Here is a 19,303-nt window from a genome sequence, read left to right as displayed (position 1 = left end):
CCGGGGGAGGGACGGGTTTTATAGCTCGTGGCGCGTCAGTGCGGTGCCGCACGCTGACCCGACCATAAGCAGACGGGATTTCCCAAGCATGACCCATTTGTTTCGCACAAGTTAACCAGGGTCCGGCCGGAGTGCCGTGAGGCGCCACCGGTACCGTGGTCGGGTGGACAACAGACAGGCAATCGGATCCTGGCTCTCCGGCCCCAAGACGGCCGCCGAGGAGATGGGCGTCGACTTCGGCTATCCGGGCCAGCGGCTCGGCCTGCCACAGCAGGGCCCCGGCTCGGTGGCACGCTTCGGGCGCCGGTTGGCTGCCGTGTCCCTCGACTGGATCGGCTGCCAGCTCATCGCGTACGGGCTGATCACCGGCGGGAATCTGGGCGCCGCGGGCAACTGGACCCTCGGGCTCTTCGTGGCCCTGGCCGTCCTGACGGTCGGCACCGTGGGCTCCACGCCCGGCAAGCGGCTTCTGGGCCTGCGCGTCGTCGCGGAGGACGGCACCCGCCTCGGCATCGGCCGGGTGGTCGTGCGCACGCTGCTGCTGGCCCTGGTCATCCCGGCGCTGATCTGGGACCGGGACGGCCGCGGCCTCCACGACCGCCTCGCGCGCGCCGTCCAGGTCCGCATCTAGACGGGCAGCAGGCCGGCGGGCACAGCGACGACCGGCACAGGGGTGCCCCCGAGCCGACCGGCTCGGGGGCACCCCTGTGTCGTATACGGAAATAGGCTGAGCGGGTCAGCGCATCTTCCCGCCGCGCGGCATCTTCATGCCCTTGGGCATGGGGCCCTTCGGCAACGGCATGTTGCTCATGAGGTCGCCCATGGCGCGCAGCTTGTCGTTGACCGTGGTGATCTGCGGGCCGGTCAGGACGCGCGGCAGCTTGAGCAGGGTGGTGCGCACCTTCTTGAGCGGCACCTCGCCCTCGCCCGTGCCCACGATGAAGTCGTGGACGGGCACGTCCGGCATGATCCGGGCCATCTTCTTCTTCTCGTTCGCGAGCAGCGGCTTCACCCGGTTCGGGTTGCCCTCGGCGATCAGCACGACGCCGGCCTTGCCCACGGCACGGTGGACGATGTCCTGCTGCCGGGTCATCGCGATGGCCGGGGTGGTCGTCCAGCCCCGTCCCACGTTGTCCAGTACGGCCGCGGCCGCGCCCGGCTGTCCCTCCATCTGCCCGAAGGCAGCCCGCTCGGCCCGTCGCCCGAAGACGATCGCCATCGCGAGGAAAGCCACCAGGAAGCCCAGGATGCCCAGGTAGACCGGGTGGTCGATCAGGAAGCCGATCGCAAGAAAGACACCGAAGGTGACGATTCCCACGCCCGCGACGATCAGACCGACCTTCGGGTCGGCCTTGCGCGTCATCTTGTACGTCAGGGCGATCTGCTTCAGTCGCCCGGGGTTCGCAGCAGTCTCTGCGTTTGACTTCCTCGCCATACAGGGAAGTTTACGTGGCCTGCGGGGTCCGGGTAGCCGCGGCCTCAAGTACGTGTTCGGTTTCGACCCGGTCCCGGGCCCTCTTGCGGTCCTCCAGGACGGCCGTCCAGGCGTTGCGGCGGGCCCCGCTCATCAGGAGGGACTCAAGGCCCCGGAAGGCGTCGGAGAGCGTCGGGATGGCGATGGCGCGTACGGGCGCGGCCTGCATGATGTCGATCCCTTTCACGATGCTCACGTCTTCGCGAGGTGGGCGGATGTCTACGGTGCGTGGACCAAGCGTCACTGACTGGTGTTACCAGGGCATGACCGGCCGGTCAAATGTGATGGACACGTTGCAGACGCCGACGCGGCCCGCCGGATTCCCCCCTCGCGGGAGAAGCCCGGGGGCCGCGCCGGTGCGGTGGTCGCCCGTCGCCTACGCCACGGCCCCGCTGCGCTTCTCCATGGCCTGCTGGTACAGGCGCCCCGCGCGGTACGAGGACCGGACGAGCGGGCCGGACATGACGCCCGAGTAGCCGATCTCCTCGGCCTCCTTCGCCAGCTCGACGAACTCGGCCGGCTTCACCCAGCGCTCGACGGGGTGGTGCCGCGGCGAGGGCCGCAGGTACTGGGTGATGGTGATGAGCTCGCAGCCGGCCTCGTGCAGGTCCTTCAGGGCCTGCGAGACCTCCTCGCGCTCCTCGCCCATGCCGAGGATCAGGTTCGACTTGGTGACCAGGCCGTACGCACGCGCCTTGGTGATCACCTCAAGCGAGCGCTCGTAGCGGAAGCCCGGACGGATCCGCTTGAAGATCCGCGGCACCGTCTCGACGTTGTGCGCGAAGACCTCGGGGCGGGAGGCGAAGACCTCTTCCAGCAGCTCCGGAACGGCGTTGAAGTCGGGGGCCAGCAGCTCGACCTTGGTGTGGCCGGCCTCGCGGCCCGCCGTCTGCTGGTGGATCTGGCGCACGGTCTCCGCGTACAGCCAGGCCCCGCCGTCGGCCAGGTCGTCGCGCGCGACGCCCGTGATCGTGGCGTAGTTCAGGTCCATCGTGACGACGGACTCGCCGACGCGGCGCGGTTCGTCGCGGTCCAGCGCCTCGGGCTTGCCCGTGTCGATCTGGCAGAAGTCACAGCGTCGGGTGCACTGGTCACCGCCGATGAGGAAGGTGGCCTCGCGGTCTTCCCAGCACTCGTAGATGTTGGGACAGCCGGCCTCCTGGCACACCGTGTGCAGTCCTTCGCCCTTCACCAGGGCCTGCATCTTGGTGTACTCGGGGCCCATCTTCGCCCGGGTCTTGATCCACTCGGGCTTGCGCTCGATGGGGGTCTGGGCATTCCGGACCTCGAGGCGCAGCATCTTGCGTCCGTCGGGTGCGACTGCGGACACGACCGGCTCCCTGTGACTTCGATTGTTCGGGCGTCCACCAGGGTACGCCCGTAATTTCGTACGCTCTTACGCCGACCAACCTGCGAGCGGCCGGACTCATTCCCGTAGCCGGGAGGTCTCTATGCGGTCTCGATCTCGCGGGGGCGCACGTCGGCGTGCTCCAGTACGTCCCTCAGGTGGCGCTCGACGACCGGGAGCACCTCGGCGAGGGTGATGTCACGGCCCAGTTCGTACGAGAGCGAGGTCACACCGGCGTCCCGGATCCCGCAGGGGATGATCCGGTCGAACCAGGTGCTGTCCGGGTTCACGTTGAGCGCGAAGCCGTGCATGGTGACGCCCTTGGCCACCCGGATCCCGATGGCGGCGAGCTTGCGGTCCTCGCGCCGCTGGCCGGCGTTGGACGGGGCGTACTCGGGGCCGTTGAGTCGGGGGTCGAATTCCTCGTCGGCGATCCGCGGGTCGAAGTCGAGGGACAGTCCGGCGATCTTCGGGCGCTCCTCGACCGGGTCCCCGAGCACCCAGACGCCGGAACGGCCCTCGACCCGGGTGGTCTCCAGGCCGAAGTCGGCGGCGGTACGGATCAGCGCCTCCTCCAGGCGGCGGACATGGGCGACCACGTCCACCGGCCGGGGCAGCTTCATGATCGGATAACCGACGAGCTGGCCGGGGCCGTGCCAGGTGATCTTCCCGCCGCGGTCCACGTCGATGACGGGGGTGCCGTCGAGCGGGCGCTCGCTGGGGTCGGTGCGCCGGCCGGCCGTGTAGACGGGCAGGTGCTCCAGCAGGAGGCAGGTGTCCTCGATCTCGTCCGCGAAGCGGGCCGCGTGCACCCTGCGCTGCTCTTCCCAGGCCCGGGTGTACTCGACGGATTCCGCTCCGAAGCCCAGACGGACAAACCCAAGCTCAGCCACCGCAGCGCCTCCTCGTCGAACCTGCTGTGTGCACGTACTTCACCCAGCAAGGGTACGGCCGCCCGTAGGGCCCTCCTCAGGGCCCCGCTTCCGGCTCCGGACCGGGCTCGGGCAGACGCGACGGCAGTGGCTTCGGCCGCCGCCGCCTCTTCGACGGGCGGTCCGGGTCCTCGTCCGCGCGCGGCAGTCGCCGGTGGCCCTCCGAGTGGTCGTTCACCCAGCCGCACACACCGCACGCGTACCGGCCGTCGAGCCCCGCGATGTAGGTGCCACAGCGCCGGCACTCGGCCTCGGTGAGCTCGGGCGGAGGCAGCGGAGCGGTGGATTCGGGGCGCTCCTCGGACGGGCGTGACGGGTGGTGCCGGCGGGTCATGGCCCGCAGCGTACGCCGAGGGAGGGGGCGAGTCCGTAAAGAGCCCTACCGATTCTGCACACGATCGGATGAATGTGGGGCAGAGAGGGCGGTGCGGGCGAAGTTCGCCGCTACATTCACGCCGTTCAAGGGCCGGGACTCCGGTCCGTCACGTCAGGAAACCGTGGAGCCGATGACGGAACGACCTGCCCAGCGCGTCCCCAACCGGCAGCTGGCGGCGCTGATCGCGGAAGCCGGGTTCTCCAACGCCGGGCTCGCCCGCCGCGTCGACCAGCTCGGTCTCGAACACGGTCTCGACCTGCGGTACGACAAAACCTCCGTGACCCGCTGGCTGCGCGGCCAGCAGCCGCGCGGGACCACTCCGGCGCTGATCGCCGAGGTGTTCACCCGGCGCCTGGGGCGCCGGCTCTCCGCGCAGGACCTGGGCCTCGACGCCTGCGCCCCGGTCTACGCGGGCCTGGAGTTCGCGGCCACCCCCGAGGAGGCCGTGGACATCGCGAGCGGTCTGTGGCGCAAGGACTCCGGCTCCCACGCCGAACTCCGGAAGATCGCCTTCACCCCGGCCGGGCTGGTCGTGCCGAGCCGGGACTGGCTGATCGGACGGCCCGACGAGCGCGTGGCCCGGGGCGCGGAACCGGCCGCGGCCCGCGTGCCGCTCCAGGGCCGGGCCTCGGTCCCTCGGCAGCGGCAGATCGACCGGGGGCCCGGACAGCGCGTGACGGCCGGCGACATCGCCGCCCTGAGATCGGTGAGCGAGCTCTTCCGGACCCTGGACCACACCTACGGCGGCGGGCACGCCCGCCAGGCCCTCGTGCGGTACCTGGAGCACGAGGCCGAGCCGATGCTCCGGGGCACCTACGGCGAGACCACGGGGCGGCGGCTGTTCTCGGCCGCCGCCGACCTCACCCGGCTCGCGGGCTGGACCTCGTACGACATCGCCGCGCACGGGCTCGCCCAGCGGTACTTCGTGCAGGCCCTGCGGCTCGCGCAGGCGGCCGGGGACCGTCCCTACGGCTCGTACGTGCTGGTCACCATGAGCCGGCAGGCGGTCTACCTCGGGCACGGCCGGGAGGCGGTGCAGCTGGCCCGGGTGGCCCAGCAGGGCGTCGGCTCAGGCCCGCCGCCGGTGGTGCAGGCCCTGCTGCACGCGGCGGAGGCGCGCGGGCACGCGGTCCTTGGCGAGGTCCGGGCGGCGACGGCCTCCCTGGTACGGGCCGAGCGCGCGCTGGGCGCGGCCCGGCCGGGGGACGACGTACCGCACTGGGCGCGCCTGTACGACGAGGCGCAGCTCGCGGACGAGTTCGGGCATTGCCACCGGGACCTGCAGCAGTACCGGGCCTCGGCACAGCACGCGGAGCGCTCCCTGCAGTTGCGGGCGCCGGGGTTCGCGCGGTCGCGGCTGTTCTGCCGGGTGGTGCTGGCCACGGCCCGGCTGGGGCTGGGCGAGCTGGACCAGGCGTGTGCGCTGGGCGCGGAGGCGGCCCAGCAGGCGATGGAGATGCGGTCGGTGCGGGCGGTGGAGTACGTACGGGACTTCGAGCGGCGGCTGGAGCCCTACCGCGACGCGTCGGCGGTGCGGACGTACCGGGACCGGGTGGCCGCGCTGTCCTGACCGTGCCGGTGGCCGCGCGTCCGGACCGCCCTGACGTACGGCAGGGGCCCGGTCCCGAGGCGGAAGGACCGGACCCCTGTGTCGTGGGTGGTTCTCAGGCCGCCACCGGGAGTGCGGGCTCCGGGGCGACCGGGAGCGGGATGCCGAAGTCGCGCAGGATCGCGCCGGCGGCGCGGCGGGCCGAGTGCAGGGCGCCCTGGACCGTGTTGGTGTCGCGGTGGTCGCCGCACACGTAGAGGCCGGCCAGCACCCGCACCGGGCGGCACCGGTCGTGCGGCGGGGGCATGGCGGGAACGGCGTCCGGGGTGTGGCGGACGGCCAGCAGCTCCCACTCGCGGGTGCTGGTGTCGTAGAGCCGGGCGAGTCGCGAGGCGACGGTGCGCACCGGCGGCGGCGGGCCGAGCACGGTCGTGGTGACCAGGCTGCGGCCGGCCGGGGCCCGCGTCGGGTCGACCGCGCTCATGACGGCGGTGTGGGAGACGGGCCAGTCGGGGTCCCCGTCCAGGATCAGCGAGCCGTCCCGGGGCAGGGTGCCGGCGGTGGCGTGGTGCAGGACGGTGACCTCGTGGAACGCGGGAACGCGCAGGCCGGGCAGCAGCTCGGCGGCGGCGCGGGCGCCGGTGGCGAGCAGGACGGAGCGGCAGCGGAAGTCGCCGTGGTCCCCGGTGGTCACCAGGTTGGTGGCGACCGACCGGACCCGGATGCCGCTGCGTACGGTGCCGGGCGGCAGTCCCGAGGCGAGCAGGTCGGGCAGGGCCGCCGCGCCGCCTTCGGGCACGGCGAGCCGGCCGCGGGCGAAGGTGCGCAGGGCCAGGTCGGCGACCCGGCTGGAGGTGGTGAGTTCAGGATCCCGGAGCAGGGCGGCGAGCAGCGGCCGGAGCACACCGTTCAGGGTGCGCGAGGGCAGGCCGCGGGTACGCAGGGCCGCGGCCGCGGTGCGTTCGGGCCGGGCGAGCAGCTTGTCCTCGGGCAGCGCGGCGAGCCTGCCGAGGGCGGCGCTGAGCCGGGCCTGGTCGAGGGAACCGCTGGCCAGGGCCCGGGCGGGAGTCAGCGACCCGGCCCGCAGCTGCCTGCCGTCGGCGTGGACCAGGACGCCGGGCGTGAAGGGGCGCAGGACCAGGGTGCGCAGGGCGGGCGTGCGCTCCAGTTCGCTGTACGCGGTGTTGAGCAACTGGGCGGTCCGGTCGAGCCGGAACCCGTCGGCCGACTCGGTGGCCATCCGCCCGCCGGGGTCGTCCGCGGCCTCCAGGACGGTGACCGTGACCCCGGCTGCGATCAGGTGGTGCGCGGCCGCGAGTCCTGAGACCCCGGCTCCTACGATGACGACGTCCGCATGGTGCGCGGCATTGGGTGCGCTGCTGAGCACGTGCCCCTCCCCGAGGTCGGCGCGGCTGTGTGGGGATCCTCCTTCCCCCAACCGGTCGAACGGGAACCCGAGTTCGGCGGGCTATTGCGGACAACTCCGGTCGCACGGCGGTCGCATCCGGGTCACGAACGGTCGCACGCGGTCGCACGCCGGTTCAGGAGAGCGCCGCGCGGATGGCCTGTTCGATACCGGGGTGGCGGAAGACGAACCCGGACCCCAGGAGCCGGCTGGGACGGGCCCGCTGACCGCACAGCACGTCCTGGGAGAACTCCCCCAGGACGAGGCGCAGGGCCACCGCCGGGACGGGCAGCACCGCCGGCCGGTGCAGCACCCGGGCCATGGCGGCGGTGACCTGGCGGTTGGTCAGCGGCTCGGGGGCGGTGAGGTTGACCGGGCCGCTGAGGGCGGGGGTGTCGATGATGTGGCGCAGGGCGGCGACCTCGTCGTGGAGGGAGATGTACGGCCAGTACTGGCGGCCGTCGCCGAGCCGGCCCCCGAGGCCCGCGCGGAAGAGGGGGAACATCCGCCCCCAGGCTCCGCCCTCCCGGGCGACGACCAGTCCGGTGCGGGCGAACGCGGTGCGGATACCCGCCTCCTGGGCGGGGGCGGCGGCGGCCTCCCACTCCACGCAGACCGAGGGGAGGAAGCCCTGTCCGGCGGGGCTGTCCTCGTCCACGGGCCGGTCTCCGGTGTCCCCGTAGTAGCCGACGGCGGAGCCGCTGACCAGGACGGCGGGCGGCCGGTCGAGGCCGGCGAGCGCGGCGGCGAGCGCGGCGGTGCCCAGCACGCGGCTGTCTCGGATCTTCCGCTTGTACGCGGCGGTCCACCGGTGGTCCCCGATCCCGGCCCCGGCCAGGTGCACGACGGCGCCGCAGCCGGCCAGCCCGGCCGGGTCCACGTGGCCGCGCTCCGGATCCCACCGCGCCTCGTCGGCGCCGGCCGGCTCCCGCCGCACGAACCGCACCACCTCGTGGCCGTCGGCCCGCAGGGACCGCACGAGTGCACTGCCGATGAGGCCGGTCGAGCCGGTGACTGCGATGCGCATGGGGCCATCCTGCCGGGTCGCTGCCCCGCGCTCCGGCGGATTCAGGGGTGCGTCGCCGTCCTTCGCCGGACGGCCGTGCCCGTGCGGGGCGTCACGGCGCGGCGCCCCGTACCCGCGCCCGAGCCCTGCGCCCGCGCCCGGCGCCCGCACCCGCGCCCTGTGCCCGCGCCCCGGGCGCGCCCTCAGTCGCCGGCGGGGCCGGTTTCCCGGCCTACGGCGGCCGGGCCGGACCCTCCCGGCGCTCCCACCCCAGGGGCTGGGCGGGGCCGGCTCCGTCAGGCCGTCGTGGTGCCGAGCCAGGTGCCGACGGCGTAGGTGACGGCCATGGCCAGGGCGCCGCCGGCCACGTTGCGGACGACCGCGCGCGGTACCGGCGCCGCGCCCAGCCGTGCGCTGAGCGTCCCGCACAGGGTGAGCGCCACCAGCACCGCGACCACCGTCACCGGCACCCGCGCCGAGGGCCCCGGCAAGAGGATCGCCAGCAGCGGCAGCAGCGCCCCGACCGTGAAGGCGATGAGGCTCGCGAAGGCCGCGTGCCACGGGTTGGCCAGCTCGTCCGGGTTGATCCCGAGCTCCACCCGGGCGTGGGCCCGCAGGGCGTCCCGTTCCGTGAGCTGCTCGGCGGCCTCCCGGGCCACGTCCCGGCTCAGGCCCCGCTCGGCCAGCAGGTCGGTGAGCTCGTCCAGCTCTGCCTCGGGCTCTTCGGCCAGCTCCCGGCGTTCCATGTCGAGCGCGGCCCGCTCGGAGTCCCGCTGGGAGCTGACGGACACGTACTCCCCCGCCGCCATCGACAGCGAGCCCGCCAGCAGCCCGGCGACGCCGGCCGCCAGGATCGCCGGGCGGGAGGTGGTGGCCCCGGCGACGCCGACCACCAGACCTGCGGTGGAGATGATCCCGTCGTTGGCACCGAGCACCCCCGCACGCAGCCAGTTGAGCCGTGTGCTCATCTCCGCGCTCGCCGGGCCGCCGCCGGCGCCGTGCGCCTCGACGTGGGCCGGGCCGGGCACTCTTCCCGGGCTTTCGTCTGCTGTCACGCCACCACTGTGGCGGTACGGGGCGCGCACAGCCACCCGGCGGACCGGTCCGGGGTGCGCGGGCCCGGGCTGCGTACCAGGGTGGAGGGGTGAAACGCGGACGCGCCGAGCCGGGCGGGCTGCGCGGCGAGCCACCGCCGCGCTGGGCCCGGATCGCGCCCGCGGCGGCACTGGTGGCGCTCGTCCTCGCGCAGGCGATGACGAGCGACGTGGAGCTCGGCTTCTTCCTGGCGGGCCTGCCCCCGGTGGCGGCCTTCGCCTACGGGGCGGCCGGGACCGCGATCTTCGCGGCGATCGTCCTGGTGCTGCTGGGGGTGCACGACATCGGCGTCTCGCAGGCCAGGGGCACCGACCTGGCCACGGTCGCCGTCGTCGGACTGCTGAGCGTGGTCATCGCCTGGGTCCGCCAGCGCCGGGACGAGCAGCTGGTCAGCGTGCGGACGGTCGCGGAGGCGGCCCAACTGGCGGTGCTGCCGCCGGTGCCCGAACGGGTGGGCGAGGTGCGCTGCTCCGGCCTCTACCGGGCGGCGCAGCGCGGCACGCTGGTGGGCGGCGACTTGTACGACGTACGGGTCGGGCCGTTCGGGGTGCGGGCACTGGTCGCGGATGTGCAGGGGCACGGCCTGGCGGCGGTGGCCACGGTGGCGGCGCTGCTCGGGGCCTTCCGCGAGGCCGTGCTGGACGACGCGGAGCTGGCGGCGGTCGTGAGCCGGCTGGACCGGCGGCTGCTGGCCGACGCGGCGGATGCGCACGTGGACCATCCGGAGCTGTTCGCGACGGCGGTGCTGGTGGAGTTCCCGCCCGGGCTCGATCTCGTGCGGTTCGTGTCGTGCGGGCATCCGCCGGCGCTGCGGCTGCGCGGGGCGGCGGTGGAGGAGGTGCCGGTGGATCCCGGACCTCCGCTGGGCCTGGGGCTGGCGGGACCGGACCCGCCGAAGGTGGTGGAGCTGCCGGTGCTGCCCGGGGACCGCTTCCTGCTGCACACCGACGGGGCGACGGAGGCCCGGGACGCGACCGGGCGCTTCTACCCCCTGGCCGCGCGGGTGCCCGTCCTGGCGCGGGATCCGGTGGACCTGGTCGGTGCGCTGTGGAAGGACCTGGCGGACTTCACGGACGGCGGGCCGGGCGACGACGTGGCGCTCCTGCTGCTCTCGCCGGGCGGACGACCGTGACCGGTGGGCGGGGCCGCAAGCCCGGCCGGCGGCCCCGGTGGCCCCCGGCGGCTCGGGTCGGCCGCCCGTGGGCGGCCGACCCGAGCCGCGGCACGCGGTGGGGCGCCGTCGCGGCTCCCCCGGCGTCACGACTCCTTGATGAACGCCCGCACCATCTTGCAGGTGACGTTGGACGGCCGGTGGATCCCCGTCCGGACGGCCATCGTCCGGATCTTCCGGTTGGTGGCGCGCTTGGCGTCGTACGTCCCCGAGTCGAGCAGGGATATCGCCAGCCGCATGGCCTTCAGTCGGCGGTTGTGGCTCTCGTACCACTCGCGGGGCAGGCCCGCCGGCAGCGGCTTCTTCTGGACGGGCCGGACGGTGCTGGCAGTGGCCATCTACAGCCTCCCAAACGGTAGTTGGCTTCCTGTCGTTCTTCCTCGATTTTACCGGGGAGCACTGACAGAAGCCCCTGGCCAGACGGGCCCCGGATAGGGTCGGGGGCATGGAGATCTGGATCAATCCCGCGTGTTCCAAGTGCCGCGGCGCGCTCACCTTGCTGGACGCGGAGGGCGCCGACTACACCGTGCGCCGCTACCTGGAGGACGTGCCCTCCGAGGACGAGATCCGCGAGGTGGTGGGTCGCCTCGGGCTGGAGCCGTGGCACATCACCCGTACGTCGGACCCGCTGGCGCGGGAGACCGGGGTACGGGACCTGCCGCGCGAGGAGACGGAGGCGGCGCGGGCCCGCTGGATCGCCCACCTGGCCGCGCACCCGAGGCTCATCCAGCGCCCCATCATCACCGCCGAGGACGGCACGGCCGTCGTGGCCCGCACCGAGGAGGCCGTCCGCGAGGCCCTGTCCCGCACGGCCTGAGCCCCGGGGCCCGCGCGGCCCGGGTCAGCGGGCGCGGCCTGGGGGCGCGACCCGGTCGGCGAACAGGCGGGCGATCTCGGCGGCGGCCGTCAGCGGCAGGGCGTGGTGCGAGACCCCGGGCAGTACCTCGATCCGGGCGTCCGGCAGCGCCGCTCGCGCGGCGCGGGCCGCCCGGCCGGGGGCGTGGCAGCGGGCCAGCCCTGCGAACAGGACGTCCACCCGGACGTCCGCCCCCGCGAGCCGCGCCAGGTCGGGGCGCGGGCCGGTGACCGGCCGGGCGGCGGGGAAGCGGGCGGTCTCGTCCTGGAGCCGGAGCCAGGCCGGATCGAGGGCGGCCCCGTGGGTCTCCCAGGCGAGGAAGGAGCGGATCCGCCGCGGGGTGGGGCGCACCAGCATGGGCAGGGCGCGCAGGACGTATCCGAGGCGGAGTCCGGCGAAGACCCCGGTCGGGTCGAGCAGGACGAGACGGCCGACCCGGCCGGGCCGCAGGGCGGCGTGGTGGGCGGCGATCCAGGCCCCGTACGAGTGGCCGCCGAGGGTCACCGGTCCGCGCGGGCCGAGCCCGTCGAGCACCGCTTCGAGCCAGTCGGCCAGGTCCCCGGGGGTCCGCGGGGTCCGCCCGGGCTCCGGGACACCGAGGCCGGGATCGCCCACGAGGTCGACGGCGTGCACACGGTGGGTACGGGCCGCACCGGCGGCGGCGCAGGCGCCCCACACCGTGGAGGTGGCCCCGCCGCCCGGCAGCAGGACCAGCGGCGGGGCGCCGGCCGGGCCGCAGCTGTTGACGCGGGTGACGCCGTAGGGGGTGGGCAGGTCGACGGCCTCGACGGTCCCGGGCCATCCGGCGAGCGCCTGGGCGTAGGCGGCCCGGAAGGCGGCGGGGGCGGGAGAGGCGGCGGCAGGGCCGGCAGGAGAGGGGGAGGAACGGTGGGACGGCATCCGGGACACGGCTGCTCCAATGTCTCGCCAGGCGATAGTCTCGCTGAGCGAGATATTAGGCAGGAGGCGATGTGTACGACAACCACGAGCCCGACCCTCTGCACCTGGTGCACCTGTTGCGGGCGGTGACCGTCGACTTCGGCCTGCGCCAGGCCGAGTTCGCCGCCCGCAACGGCATGCACCCCACCGACGTACGGGCCCTGATCTGCCTGCTGGACGCCGCCCGGGCGGGCGAGCCGGCCACTGCGGGACTGCTCGGCGCCCGGCTCGGCCTCAACTCCGCCGGCACCACCGCCGTGATCGACCGGCTGGAGCGGCTCGGCCATGTGGCCCGGATCCGCGACGGGCAGGACCGGCGCCGGATCCTGCTGCGGGTGGAACCGGCGGCGATCCGGCTGGGCCGGGAGTTCTTCGGCCCCCTCATCGACGGGCTGCTGGGGGTGCTGGACTCCTTCGCCCCCGCCGAGCGGGACACCATCCACCGGTTCCTGGCGGCCGCCCACGCCGTCTTCGCGTCGGAACCGCACCCGTGACCGCCTCCTCCTCGGACCCCGGCCCGGGGTCCGACCTGCATCTGGACCTCGCCGCCGGCGGCAGCCGCCGCACCGCCCTCGCCCAGGCCCTGCGCAGCGCCGTGCGCAGCGGCCGGCTGGCCGGCGGGACGCGGCTGCCGCCGTACCGGGCCCTGGCGGCCGACCTCGGGCTGGCCCGCAACGCCGTCGCCGACGCCTACGCCGAACTGGTCGCCGAGGGCTGGCTGACGGCCCGGCAGGGATCCGGCACCCGGGTCGCGGAGGGCGTGGCGATCGAACCCGCGCCGACCTCCGGGGCCGGGGCCGCGCCCGAGCGGCCCCGGCACGACCTGCTCCAGGGCAAGCCCGACCCCGCCTCCTTCCCGCGGGGCCCCTGGGCCACCAGCGCCCGGCGCGCCCTGGCCGGGGCACCCACCGAGGCCTTCGGGCCGGGCGATCCGCGGGGCCGCCCCGAGCTGCGGCGCGCGCTGGCCGGCTACCTGGCCCGGACCCGGGGCGTGCGTGCCGCGCCCGAGAACATCGTGGTCTGCTCCGGTTTCGCCAACGGGCTGCGGCTCCTGGCGTCCGTACGGCCGCGCGACTGGGCGGTCGAGTCGTACGGACTCCCCTTCCACCACGGCATCCTGGCCGCCGCCGGGGTCCGCCCGCATCCCGTCGCGGTCGACGAGGACGGCGCCCGCATCGCGGAGATCCCCTCGCGGGCCCGTACGGTGCTGCTCACCCCGGCGCACCAGTTCCCGACCGGATGCGCCCTGCTGCCCGCCAGACGGACGGCGGCCGTGGAGTGGGCCCGCACCAGCGGGGGCGTGATCGTGGAGGACGACTACGACGGGGAGTTCCGCCACGACCGCAAGCCGGTCGGCGCGGTGCAGGGACTGGCCCCCGGGCACGTGGTCTATGCGGGCTCGCTCAGCAAGAGCCTCTCCCCCGCGCTCCGCCTGGGCTGGCTGGTCCTTCCGGAACCCCTGGTGGGGCAGGTGCTGGCAGCGAAGGGCCTGCGGGAGTCCTGGGCGAGCGCGCTGGACCAGCTGGCGCTCGCCGACTTCATCGACTGCGGGGCCTACGACCGGCACGTGCGGCGGATGCGCCTGCGCTACCGGCGCCGCCGCGACCAGCTGGTCTCGGTACTGGCCGCACGCGCCCCGGGAGTCCGGGTCACCGGCATCTCGGCCGGCCTGCACGCCGTGGTGGAACTCCCGCCCGGATGCGAGGCCCGGGCGCTCGCGGCGGCCCGCGCCGCGGGGCTGGCCCTGGACGGCCTGTCCTCCTACCGGCACCCTGCCGACCGGACCCCGCCGCGCGAGGGACTGGTCGTCGGCTACGCGGCGCCCCCGGACGCGGCCTTCGCCCAGGCCCTGGACGCCCTGGCCGACGTGGCTCGCGGGGCGGCGCTCGGACGGCCGGCCGCTTCACCGGGCGGGCGGCGGTCCCCTTCACCTCGCCCCCACGCGCCCTTCTCGTAGGGTGGCCGGAGCGCCGAAACGGTACATACCGCACTCAAAGGACCGAGTCGTGACCGAGCAGCAGCCACCGGAAGAGAGCCCGACCCCCCGCCCGACCCACCCGACCCACCCCTCCCACCGGCACGCGGACTGGATGTTCGGCGGGGTGTACGGGACGGTCCTGGCCAGCGCGCTGATGGCCGCACTGAACCAGGAGGGCGAGGACTTCACCCCCTTCTACGACGCCAGCTGGGTCCTGGTGACGGCGGCCACGGCCGGTCTCGCGCACGGCTACGCGCACCAGATGGCCGACCGCCGGGAGGACCCCGGGGGGCACCGCTGGCAGGTCCTGGCCCGGGCCCTGTGGAACGAGTGGCCGCTGATCGTGGCCACCCTTCCCACCGTGCTGCTGCTGACCGCCGCGGGCCTCGGCGGCTGGGACGCCCACGACGTGACGGCCGGCGGACTCGGCCTGAACACCGCCTTGTTGTTCGGCTGGGGTGCGCTCACCGCGCTCCGGGTCGGCCACCGGCTGGGCCGGGCCCTGCTGATCGGACTGGCCGACGCCGCCATCGGTTTCGCCATCATCGTGGCCAACGCCCTCATCAAGTAGGCAGCTGCGCCTCCGCCTGCGCCAGGATCTCCGTCAGCCGGGCCCCGAACTCCGCTCCGCGCGGATCGGGCACGCCCGTCCGGGCCGCGGCGAGCAGCGCGTCCAGGGCCCGCCCGTAGGCGCCCGGTACGTCGCTCCAGCCGGGCAGTTCGTGCACACCCGCGGTGCCGCGCAGTTCCAGCCCCACCCCGGCGGCGGCCTGCGGGGCGCCCAGGCTGAGCACGGCGGTGCTGGCCGCGCCGGAGGCGTGCCGCAGCGCCAACTGGACCACGTCGGAGGGGCCGCGGGTGGCGCTGACCCCGGTGACGTCCCCGAGGACCGGGATCAGGACCGAGAGGGCGTGCGGCCCGACGTCCCACAGCCCGCCCTTGGCCTTGCGCCAGGGGGAGTCGGCGTAGGCGCTGGGGGTGCCGTCCGGCGGGAAGACGGCACCGAGCCAGTGCGCGGCCGCGGTGAACCAGCCGGTGCGCGCGGCCTGCTCGTCGACCCAGCCCGCGGTGGGCTCGGCGAAGCGCAGGGTGAGGAAGACCACGGAGGCGACCCGGTGGCGGACGGCCGCATCGGCGACCGCGCGGGCGTCCCGCGGCGTCGTCGCGACGGGCTTGTCGAGCAGCAGGTGGCAACCGGCGGCGGCCGCGCGCACGGCGAGCGGGGCCTGCACGTCGGGCGGCAGGGCGAAGGCGGCGACATCACAGTCGGCGAACAGCTCGTCGGGGTCTTCGTACACCTTCGCGCCGCACTTCCGCGCCAGCTCCGCCGCGGCTTCGGACCGGCGGCCCCACACTCCGGCGAACTCGGAGCCGGTGTGCGCGGCGAGGGCGGGGGCGTGCGTGCGGTGCGCCCAGGGGCCGGTTCCGAGCAGCCCGACCCTGGGGCGGGCGCCGACGGAAGTCCGACCGGCGGCTGTGGGGGCGGTGGTCTCGGCGGGAACTCCGGCACGGTCCGCGGCGCCGTCTCCGGCGGGGCTCAAATCAGACGAAATGCTCACGCGGCCAGTCTGCCCCACCCGGACGGATGCTCGACCGCCAACCCGCACAAGCGGCCCGGCCGACGGCGTAAACCTCGGTAACACGGGGTTCACACACGGGCAACGGAAGAGAAATCGCGGGCGGGCACGCTGCGGTCAACACCGCAGCGATGAAGCAGCGTCCAGCAGCACCCGCAGAGTCTGAGGATGGGGCCCGTGAGCTACAAGGCTGAGTACATCTGGATCGACGGCACCGAGCCGACGGCGAAGCTTCGCTCCAAGACGAAGATCCTGGCGGACGGAGCCGAGCTGCCGGTCTGGGGCTTCGACGGATCGAGCACCAACCAGGCCGAGGGCCACGCCTCCGACCGCGTGCTCCAGCCCGTGTTCTCCTGCCCGGACCCGATCCGCGGTGGGGCCGACGTCCTCGTCCTGTGCGAGGTCCTGAACATCGACATGACCCCGCACGAGTCGAACACCCGCGCACTGCTGCGTCCGGTGGCCGAGAAGTTCGCCGGCCAGGAGCCGATCTTCGGCATCGAGCAGGAGTACACCTTCTTCGACGGCGACCGGCCGCTCGGTTTCCCGGTGGGCGGCTTCCCGGCCGCACAGGGCGGCTACTACTGCGGCGTCGGCGCGGACGAGATCTTCGGCCGCGAGATCGTCGAGAAGCACCTGGACCACTGCCTGGCGGCGGGCCTGGAGATCTCCGGCATCAACGCCGAGGTCATGCCCGGCCAGTGGGAGTTCCAGGTCGGCCCGCTCGGCCCGCTGGAGGTCTCCGACCAGCTGTGGATCGCACGCTGGCTGCTCTACCGCACCGCCGAGGACTTCAACGTCTCCGCGACGCTGAACCCGAAGCCGGTCAAGGGCGACTGGAACGGCGCGGGCGCGCACACCAACTTCTCCACGAAGTCGATGCGCGAGGAGTACCGCGCGATCATCTCGGCGTGCGAGGCGCTGGGCGAGGGCAGCAAGCCGCTCGACCACGTGAAGAACTACGGCGCCGGCATCGACGAGCGTCTGACGGGCCTGCACGAGACGGCCCCCTGGAACGAGTTCAGCTACGGCGTCTCGGACCGCGGCGCCTCCGTCCGCATCCCGTGGCAGGTGGAGAAGGACGGCAAGGGCTACATCGAGGACCGCCGCCCGAACGCGAACGTGGACCCGTACGTGGTGACCCGCCTCATCACGGACACCTGCTGCACCGGCCTGGAGAAGGACGGCCTGGCCTGACGGCCCCTCCTCCCCGGGCACCGACGCCCGCCGCGCCTCTCCGGGCACGGCGGGCGTCGTCGGTGAGCGGCCGACCGGTCGGGGGATCACCCCGGTTGCAGCCGGCCGGGAACGACGGTGGGCCCGCACTCCCCCGGGAGCACGGGCCCACTCTCACCGGCGCGGCGCTACGCGGCCGCCGCCTTGCGGCGTGCCGCGAGGCCGAGCAGCAGGTCCACCACGAGGAAGGCGACCAGGCTGATGCCCAGCAGCGGGATGAACCAGCCCACCAGCGCGGTCGCCGCGGCCAGCGGCAGCACCACGCCCACGGGCAGCTTCCGCCAGGCGCCGCGCGGCTGGGCGCGGCCGACGGACAGCCTGCGGTCCTTGGTCGGCCGGCGCAGCCACCACATGCGGTAGCCCCAGAAGACGAGGAACATCACGGCGACGGCCAGGGCGGCGAGCACGATCTGGTTGGCCAGCCCGAAGGTCTGGCCCATGTGCAGGTCGATGCCGAAGCGGGTCATCTTGGCAAGCACGGGGTAGTCGGCGAAGCGCAGTTCGTCCATGATCCGGGCATCGGCGGGGTCGACGGCGACGGCATCGAAGTGGACCGGCACCTGCTTGTCCTGCTCCTTGATCACGTACCCCTTGCCCCGGGCGGGCAGGGTCACGCGGATCGCTTCGGTGACGCCGGCGTCCCGGGCGGCGGCCACGGCCCGGTCCAGGCCGACGTCGGCGGTGGGCGCCGACGGGGGCATCTGCGTGCCGTCGGGCATGGTGTGGCCCGCGTGCTCGTCGGCGCCGCCGGCCTCCCCGCCCGGGTTCAGCCCGGCGGAGACGGACGGAGTGGCTCCGCCGAGGCTGTCCTGGAGCTGCCCGATGTTCTCACCGGCGTACTTCGACCAGGTCAGGCCGGTGGCGGAGAGCACGACGAGTCCGGCGACCGACCACAGGCCGACGACGGCGTGCCAGGACAGGGTCCGGCGCCGTCCGGTCGCCTTGCGGTCGGGGAGGACCAGCTGCGAGGCGCGCGCCCGGCGGCGGCCGATCCACAGGGCGAGACCGCCGAGCGCGACCACCCACATCCAGCTGGCGGCGAGTTCGCTGTAGTTGCGCCCGAACTCCCCGAGCCGGAGGTTGGAGTGGAAGGTGCTCAGCCAGGCCCGCAGCGGCAGCGCGTCGCCGACGGTGGCGAGCTGCCCGCGCACCTCTGCGGTGTACGGGTCGACGAAGACGGTGAGGGTCTCGCCCTCCGCGAGGCCCGAACTTTCCATGATCACGCGGGTGGTCGCCTCGGCGTCGGGGCCGGGCCATACGGACACGACCTCGCCCTCGGGTGCGGCGCCCCTGGCCGCCTCGACCTGGGCGCTGAGCGGAAGGGCCGCGTCGCCGACGCGTGCGACGGTCAGTTCGTCGGCGTAGGCGATCTTCTCGGCCTGCCAGGAGGCGGCGTAGAGCAGCCCGGTGGCGGCGGCGAGGAACAGCAGCGGGGCGATGAGCAGACCCGCGTAGAAGTGCATGCGCAGGAACAGCGGGCGCAGGGCGGCCCATCCGCCGCTGCGGCTCTTGGGCGGGGCGGGCGGTTCGGCGTCCGGGGTGCGGACGTCCTGGGATGCTTCAAGGGACATGTTGGTCCTGGGGGGTTGGCGAAGGCATGGGGAACTCGGCCCCGGGCCCCGCCTCCCCCGCACGGACGCCGTGGAGGTGCGCCGGATCAGGCGCGGGCAGGACGGCCGGGGGCCGTGGCGCGATGGGTGCGACCGCTCCCGGGCGGACCCCGGCGCACCACGGCGTGGGCGTGGACCGCGCCGCGCAGCCGGCGCGGCCGCGGGTGCGGGGCGCGCGGGACGGGCGGGGCCGGTACGGCGGCGCCGCGGGCGCGCACCAGGTCGAGCGCGCGGGCGAGCGGCCGGGCGGCGAGCAGTGCGGCGGCGCCCAGGACGCGGGCCAGCCGGAAGACGGCGGCCTCGCCCCGTGCCAGCCAGGCGGCGCAGAGCAGCCCGGCGAGCACGTGCGCGGCGATCATCCCGGTCCCGCCGTGGGCGACCACTCCCGCCATGCCGGCCAGGGCGGGGGCTTCGGCGGCCGTCCCGCCCGCTTCGGCGGCTGCCGTGTGGGGGTGCCCGTGCATCGCCGCGGTCGCGGCGGCGGACTTCGCCGCCTGGCTGCCGGAGAACACCAGGTGCAGCACACCCTGCACGCAGAGGACGGCGGCCGCGATCCCCACGGGGCCGCGCCGCCGTCCGGCGAGGAGCCAGGCGAGGCCGGCGGTCACCGCGAAAGCGGCCAGGAGACCGGAGGGGGGAACGTCGGTCCCGGACATGTGCGCATGTCCCACCGCGCCCAGAGCGACGCACACCGCCGCGAACATCGCGGCTCGGGTGGCGCGCAAGGGCGCGAAGGATTCGAACATGGCCG

The 19,303-nt window shown here is 74.5% G+C and carries 21 protein-coding genes; 8 read left to right on the top strand and 13 right to left on the bottom strand.

Annotation, left to right across the window (positions count from 1 at the left end; all coding sequences use genetic code 11):
- Positions 1-163 precede the first annotated feature (163 nt).
- Entirely contained in the window at positions 164-631 is a 468-nt protein-coding gene (locus AW27_RS24595; protein ID WP_037927116.1) for an RDD family protein, read from the top strand.
- 105 nt (positions 632-736) lie between these two features.
- On the opposite strand, the gene AW27_RS24590 is transcribed toward AW27_RS24595, so the two are convergent.
- The 5 genes from AW27_RS24590 to AW27_RS24570 all read right to left on the bottom strand — a co-directional run bounded on the left by AW27_RS24590 (position 737) and on the right by AW27_RS24570 (position 4,088).
- The gene (locus tag AW27_RS24590; protein ID WP_037927119.1) at positions 737-1,435 is read right to left on the bottom strand and encodes a DUF4191 domain-containing protein; all 699 of its coding nucleotides are present in this window, start codon (positions 1,433-1,435) and stop codon (positions 737-739) included.
- Between the two features lie 10 nt (positions 1,436-1,445).
- A complete protein-coding gene (locus tag AW27_RS24585) occupies positions 1,446-1,643 on the bottom strand; it encodes an SCO2195 family GlnR-regulated protein (RefSeq protein ID WP_037927664.1) in 198 nt (65 codons plus the stop codon).
- Positions 1,644-1,850: 207 nt separating this feature from the next.
- Positions 1,851-2,804 (bottom strand): lipoyl synthase, encoded by a 954-nt coding sequence (lipA, locus tag AW27_RS24580; protein ID WP_037927122.1) that lies wholly within the window; start codon positions 2,802-2,804, stop codon positions 1,851-1,853.
- A 119-nt stretch (positions 2,805-2,923) separates the two neighbouring features.
- Positions 2,924-3,715, bottom strand: a complete 792-nt coding sequence (gene lipB, locus AW27_RS24575) for a lipoyl(octanoyl) transferase LipB (RefSeq protein WP_037927124.1) — start codon at positions 3,713-3,715, stop codon at positions 2,924-2,926.
- A gap of 76 nt (positions 3,716-3,791) precedes the next feature.
- Positions 3,792-4,088: a hypothetical protein gene (locus tag AW27_RS24570; RefSeq protein ID WP_037927127.1), complete on the bottom strand. Its 297-nt coding sequence runs from the start codon at positions 4,086-4,088 to the stop codon at positions 3,792-3,794.
- Positions 4,089-4,260: 172 nt separating this feature from the next.
- Between AW27_RS24570 and AW27_RS24565 the strand changes: the two genes are divergently transcribed.
- Positions 4,261-5,700 (top strand): NsdA family TPR-like regulatory protein, encoded by a 1,440-nt coding sequence (locus tag AW27_RS24565; RefSeq protein ID WP_037927135.1) that lies wholly within the window; start codon positions 4,261-4,263, stop codon positions 5,698-5,700.
- Positions 5,701-5,794: 94 nt separating this feature from the next.
- On the opposite strand, the gene AW27_RS24560 is transcribed toward AW27_RS24565, so the two are convergent.
- The 3 genes from AW27_RS24560 to AW27_RS24550 form a co-directional block, all read right to left on the bottom strand.
- Entirely contained in the window at positions 5,795-7,066 is a 1,272-nt protein-coding gene (locus AW27_RS24560; protein ID WP_037927136.1) for an NAD(P)/FAD-dependent oxidoreductase, read from the bottom strand.
- A 154-nt stretch (positions 7,067-7,220) separates the two neighbouring features.
- Positions 7,221-8,111, bottom strand: coding sequence for a TIGR01777 family oxidoreductase (locus tag AW27_RS24555; protein ID WP_037927139.1), 891 nt, complete (start codon positions 8,109-8,111; stop codon positions 7,221-7,223).
- Positions 8,112-8,386: 275 nt separating this feature from the next.
- Positions 8,387-9,058 (bottom strand): VIT1/CCC1 transporter family protein, encoded by a 672-nt coding sequence (locus AW27_RS24550; protein ID WP_052031234.1) that lies wholly within the window; start codon positions 9,056-9,058, stop codon positions 8,387-8,389.
- A 176-nt stretch (positions 9,059-9,234) separates the two neighbouring features.
- Here AW27_RS24550 and AW27_RS24545 point away from each other — a divergent pair, with 176 nt between their 5' ends.
- Positions 9,235-10,317 (top strand): PP2C family protein-serine/threonine phosphatase, encoded by a 1,083-nt coding sequence (locus AW27_RS24545; protein ID WP_037927145.1) that lies wholly within the window; start codon positions 9,235-9,237, stop codon positions 10,315-10,317.
- A gap of 125 nt (positions 10,318-10,442) precedes the next feature.
- Here the strand turns inward: AW27_RS24545 and AW27_RS24540 are convergent, their stop codons facing one another.
- A complete protein-coding gene (locus AW27_RS24540) occupies positions 10,443-10,694 on the bottom strand; it encodes a hypothetical protein (protein WP_030032818.1) in 252 nt (83 codons plus the stop codon).
- A gap of 107 nt (positions 10,695-10,801) precedes the next feature.
- Between AW27_RS24540 and AW27_RS24535 the strand changes: the two genes are divergently transcribed.
- The gene (locus AW27_RS24535) at positions 10,802-11,173 is read left to right on the top strand and encodes an ArsC/Spx/MgsR family protein (RefSeq protein ID WP_037927152.1); all 372 of its coding nucleotides are present in this window, start codon (positions 10,802-10,804) and stop codon (positions 11,171-11,173) included.
- 24 nt (positions 11,174-11,197) lie between these two features.
- Here AW27_RS24535 and AW27_RS24530 read toward each other — a convergent pair whose 3' ends face one another.
- Complete coding sequence (locus AW27_RS24530; protein ID WP_052031235.1) at positions 11,198-12,112, bottom strand: alpha/beta fold hydrolase; 915 nt, start codon at positions 12,110-12,112, stop codon at positions 11,198-11,200.
- 71 nt (positions 12,113-12,183) lie between these two features.
- On the opposite strand from AW27_RS24530, the gene AW27_RS24525 reads away from it, so the two are divergent.
- Genes AW27_RS24525 through AW27_RS24515 form a run of 3 tightly spaced genes read left to right on the top strand, consistent with a single transcriptional unit; the run spans position 12,184 to position 14,700 of the window.
- The gene (locus AW27_RS24525; RefSeq protein ID WP_037927158.1) at positions 12,184-12,645 is read left to right on the top strand and encodes a MarR family winged helix-turn-helix transcriptional regulator; all 462 of its coding nucleotides are present in this window, start codon (positions 12,184-12,186) and stop codon (positions 12,643-12,645) included.
- Entirely contained in the window at positions 12,642-14,108 is a 1,467-nt protein-coding gene (gene pdxR / locus AW27_RS24520) for a MocR-like pyridoxine biosynthesis transcription factor PdxR (RefSeq protein ID WP_052031210.1), read from the top strand. The genes AW27_RS24525 and pdxR overlap by 4 nt, the downstream gene beginning before the upstream one ends.
- Before the next feature lie 49 nt (positions 14,109-14,157).
- Positions 14,158-14,700, top strand: a complete 543-nt coding sequence (locus AW27_RS24515; protein ID WP_236647806.1) for a hypothetical protein — start codon at positions 14,158-14,160, stop codon at positions 14,698-14,700.
- Here the strand turns inward: AW27_RS24515 and AW27_RS24510 are convergent.
- Complete coding sequence (locus tag AW27_RS24510; protein ID WP_037927674.1) at positions 14,693-15,562, bottom strand: Gfo/Idh/MocA family protein; 870 nt, start codon at positions 15,560-15,562, stop codon at positions 14,693-14,695. The genes AW27_RS24515 and AW27_RS24510 overlap by 8 nt on opposite strands.
- Positions 15,563-15,883: 321 nt before the next feature.
- Between AW27_RS24510 and glnII the strand changes: the two genes are divergently transcribed.
- Positions 15,884-16,903, top strand: a complete 1,020-nt coding sequence (gene glnII / locus AW27_RS24505) for a glutamine synthetase (RefSeq protein ID WP_037927161.1) — start codon at positions 15,884-15,886, stop codon at positions 16,901-16,903.
- Between the two features lie 167 nt (positions 16,904-17,070).
- Here the strand turns inward: glnII and AW27_RS24500 are convergent, their stop codons facing one another.
- Together AW27_RS24500 and AW27_RS24495 are read right to left on the bottom strand one after the other, a co-directional pair.
- Positions 17,071-18,513, bottom strand: a complete 1,443-nt coding sequence (locus tag AW27_RS24500) for a PepSY-associated TM helix domain-containing protein (protein WP_037927164.1) — start codon at positions 18,511-18,513, stop codon at positions 17,071-17,073.
- Between the two features lie 86 nt (positions 18,514-18,599).
- Entirely contained in the window at positions 18,600-19,298 is a 699-nt protein-coding gene (locus tag AW27_RS24495; RefSeq protein ID WP_052031211.1) for a hypothetical protein, read from the bottom strand.
- Positions 19,299-19,303: the final 5 nt, after the last annotated feature.

This window comes from Streptomyces sp. PCS3-D2, assembly GCF_000612545.2.
In the GTDB taxonomy this organism is placed as follows: Bacteria; Actinomycetota; Actinomycetes; order Streptomycetales; family Streptomycetaceae; genus Streptomyces.
Note: the sequence above shows the minus strand (reverse complement) of the source record. Positions and strands in the feature narration are given on the sequence as shown.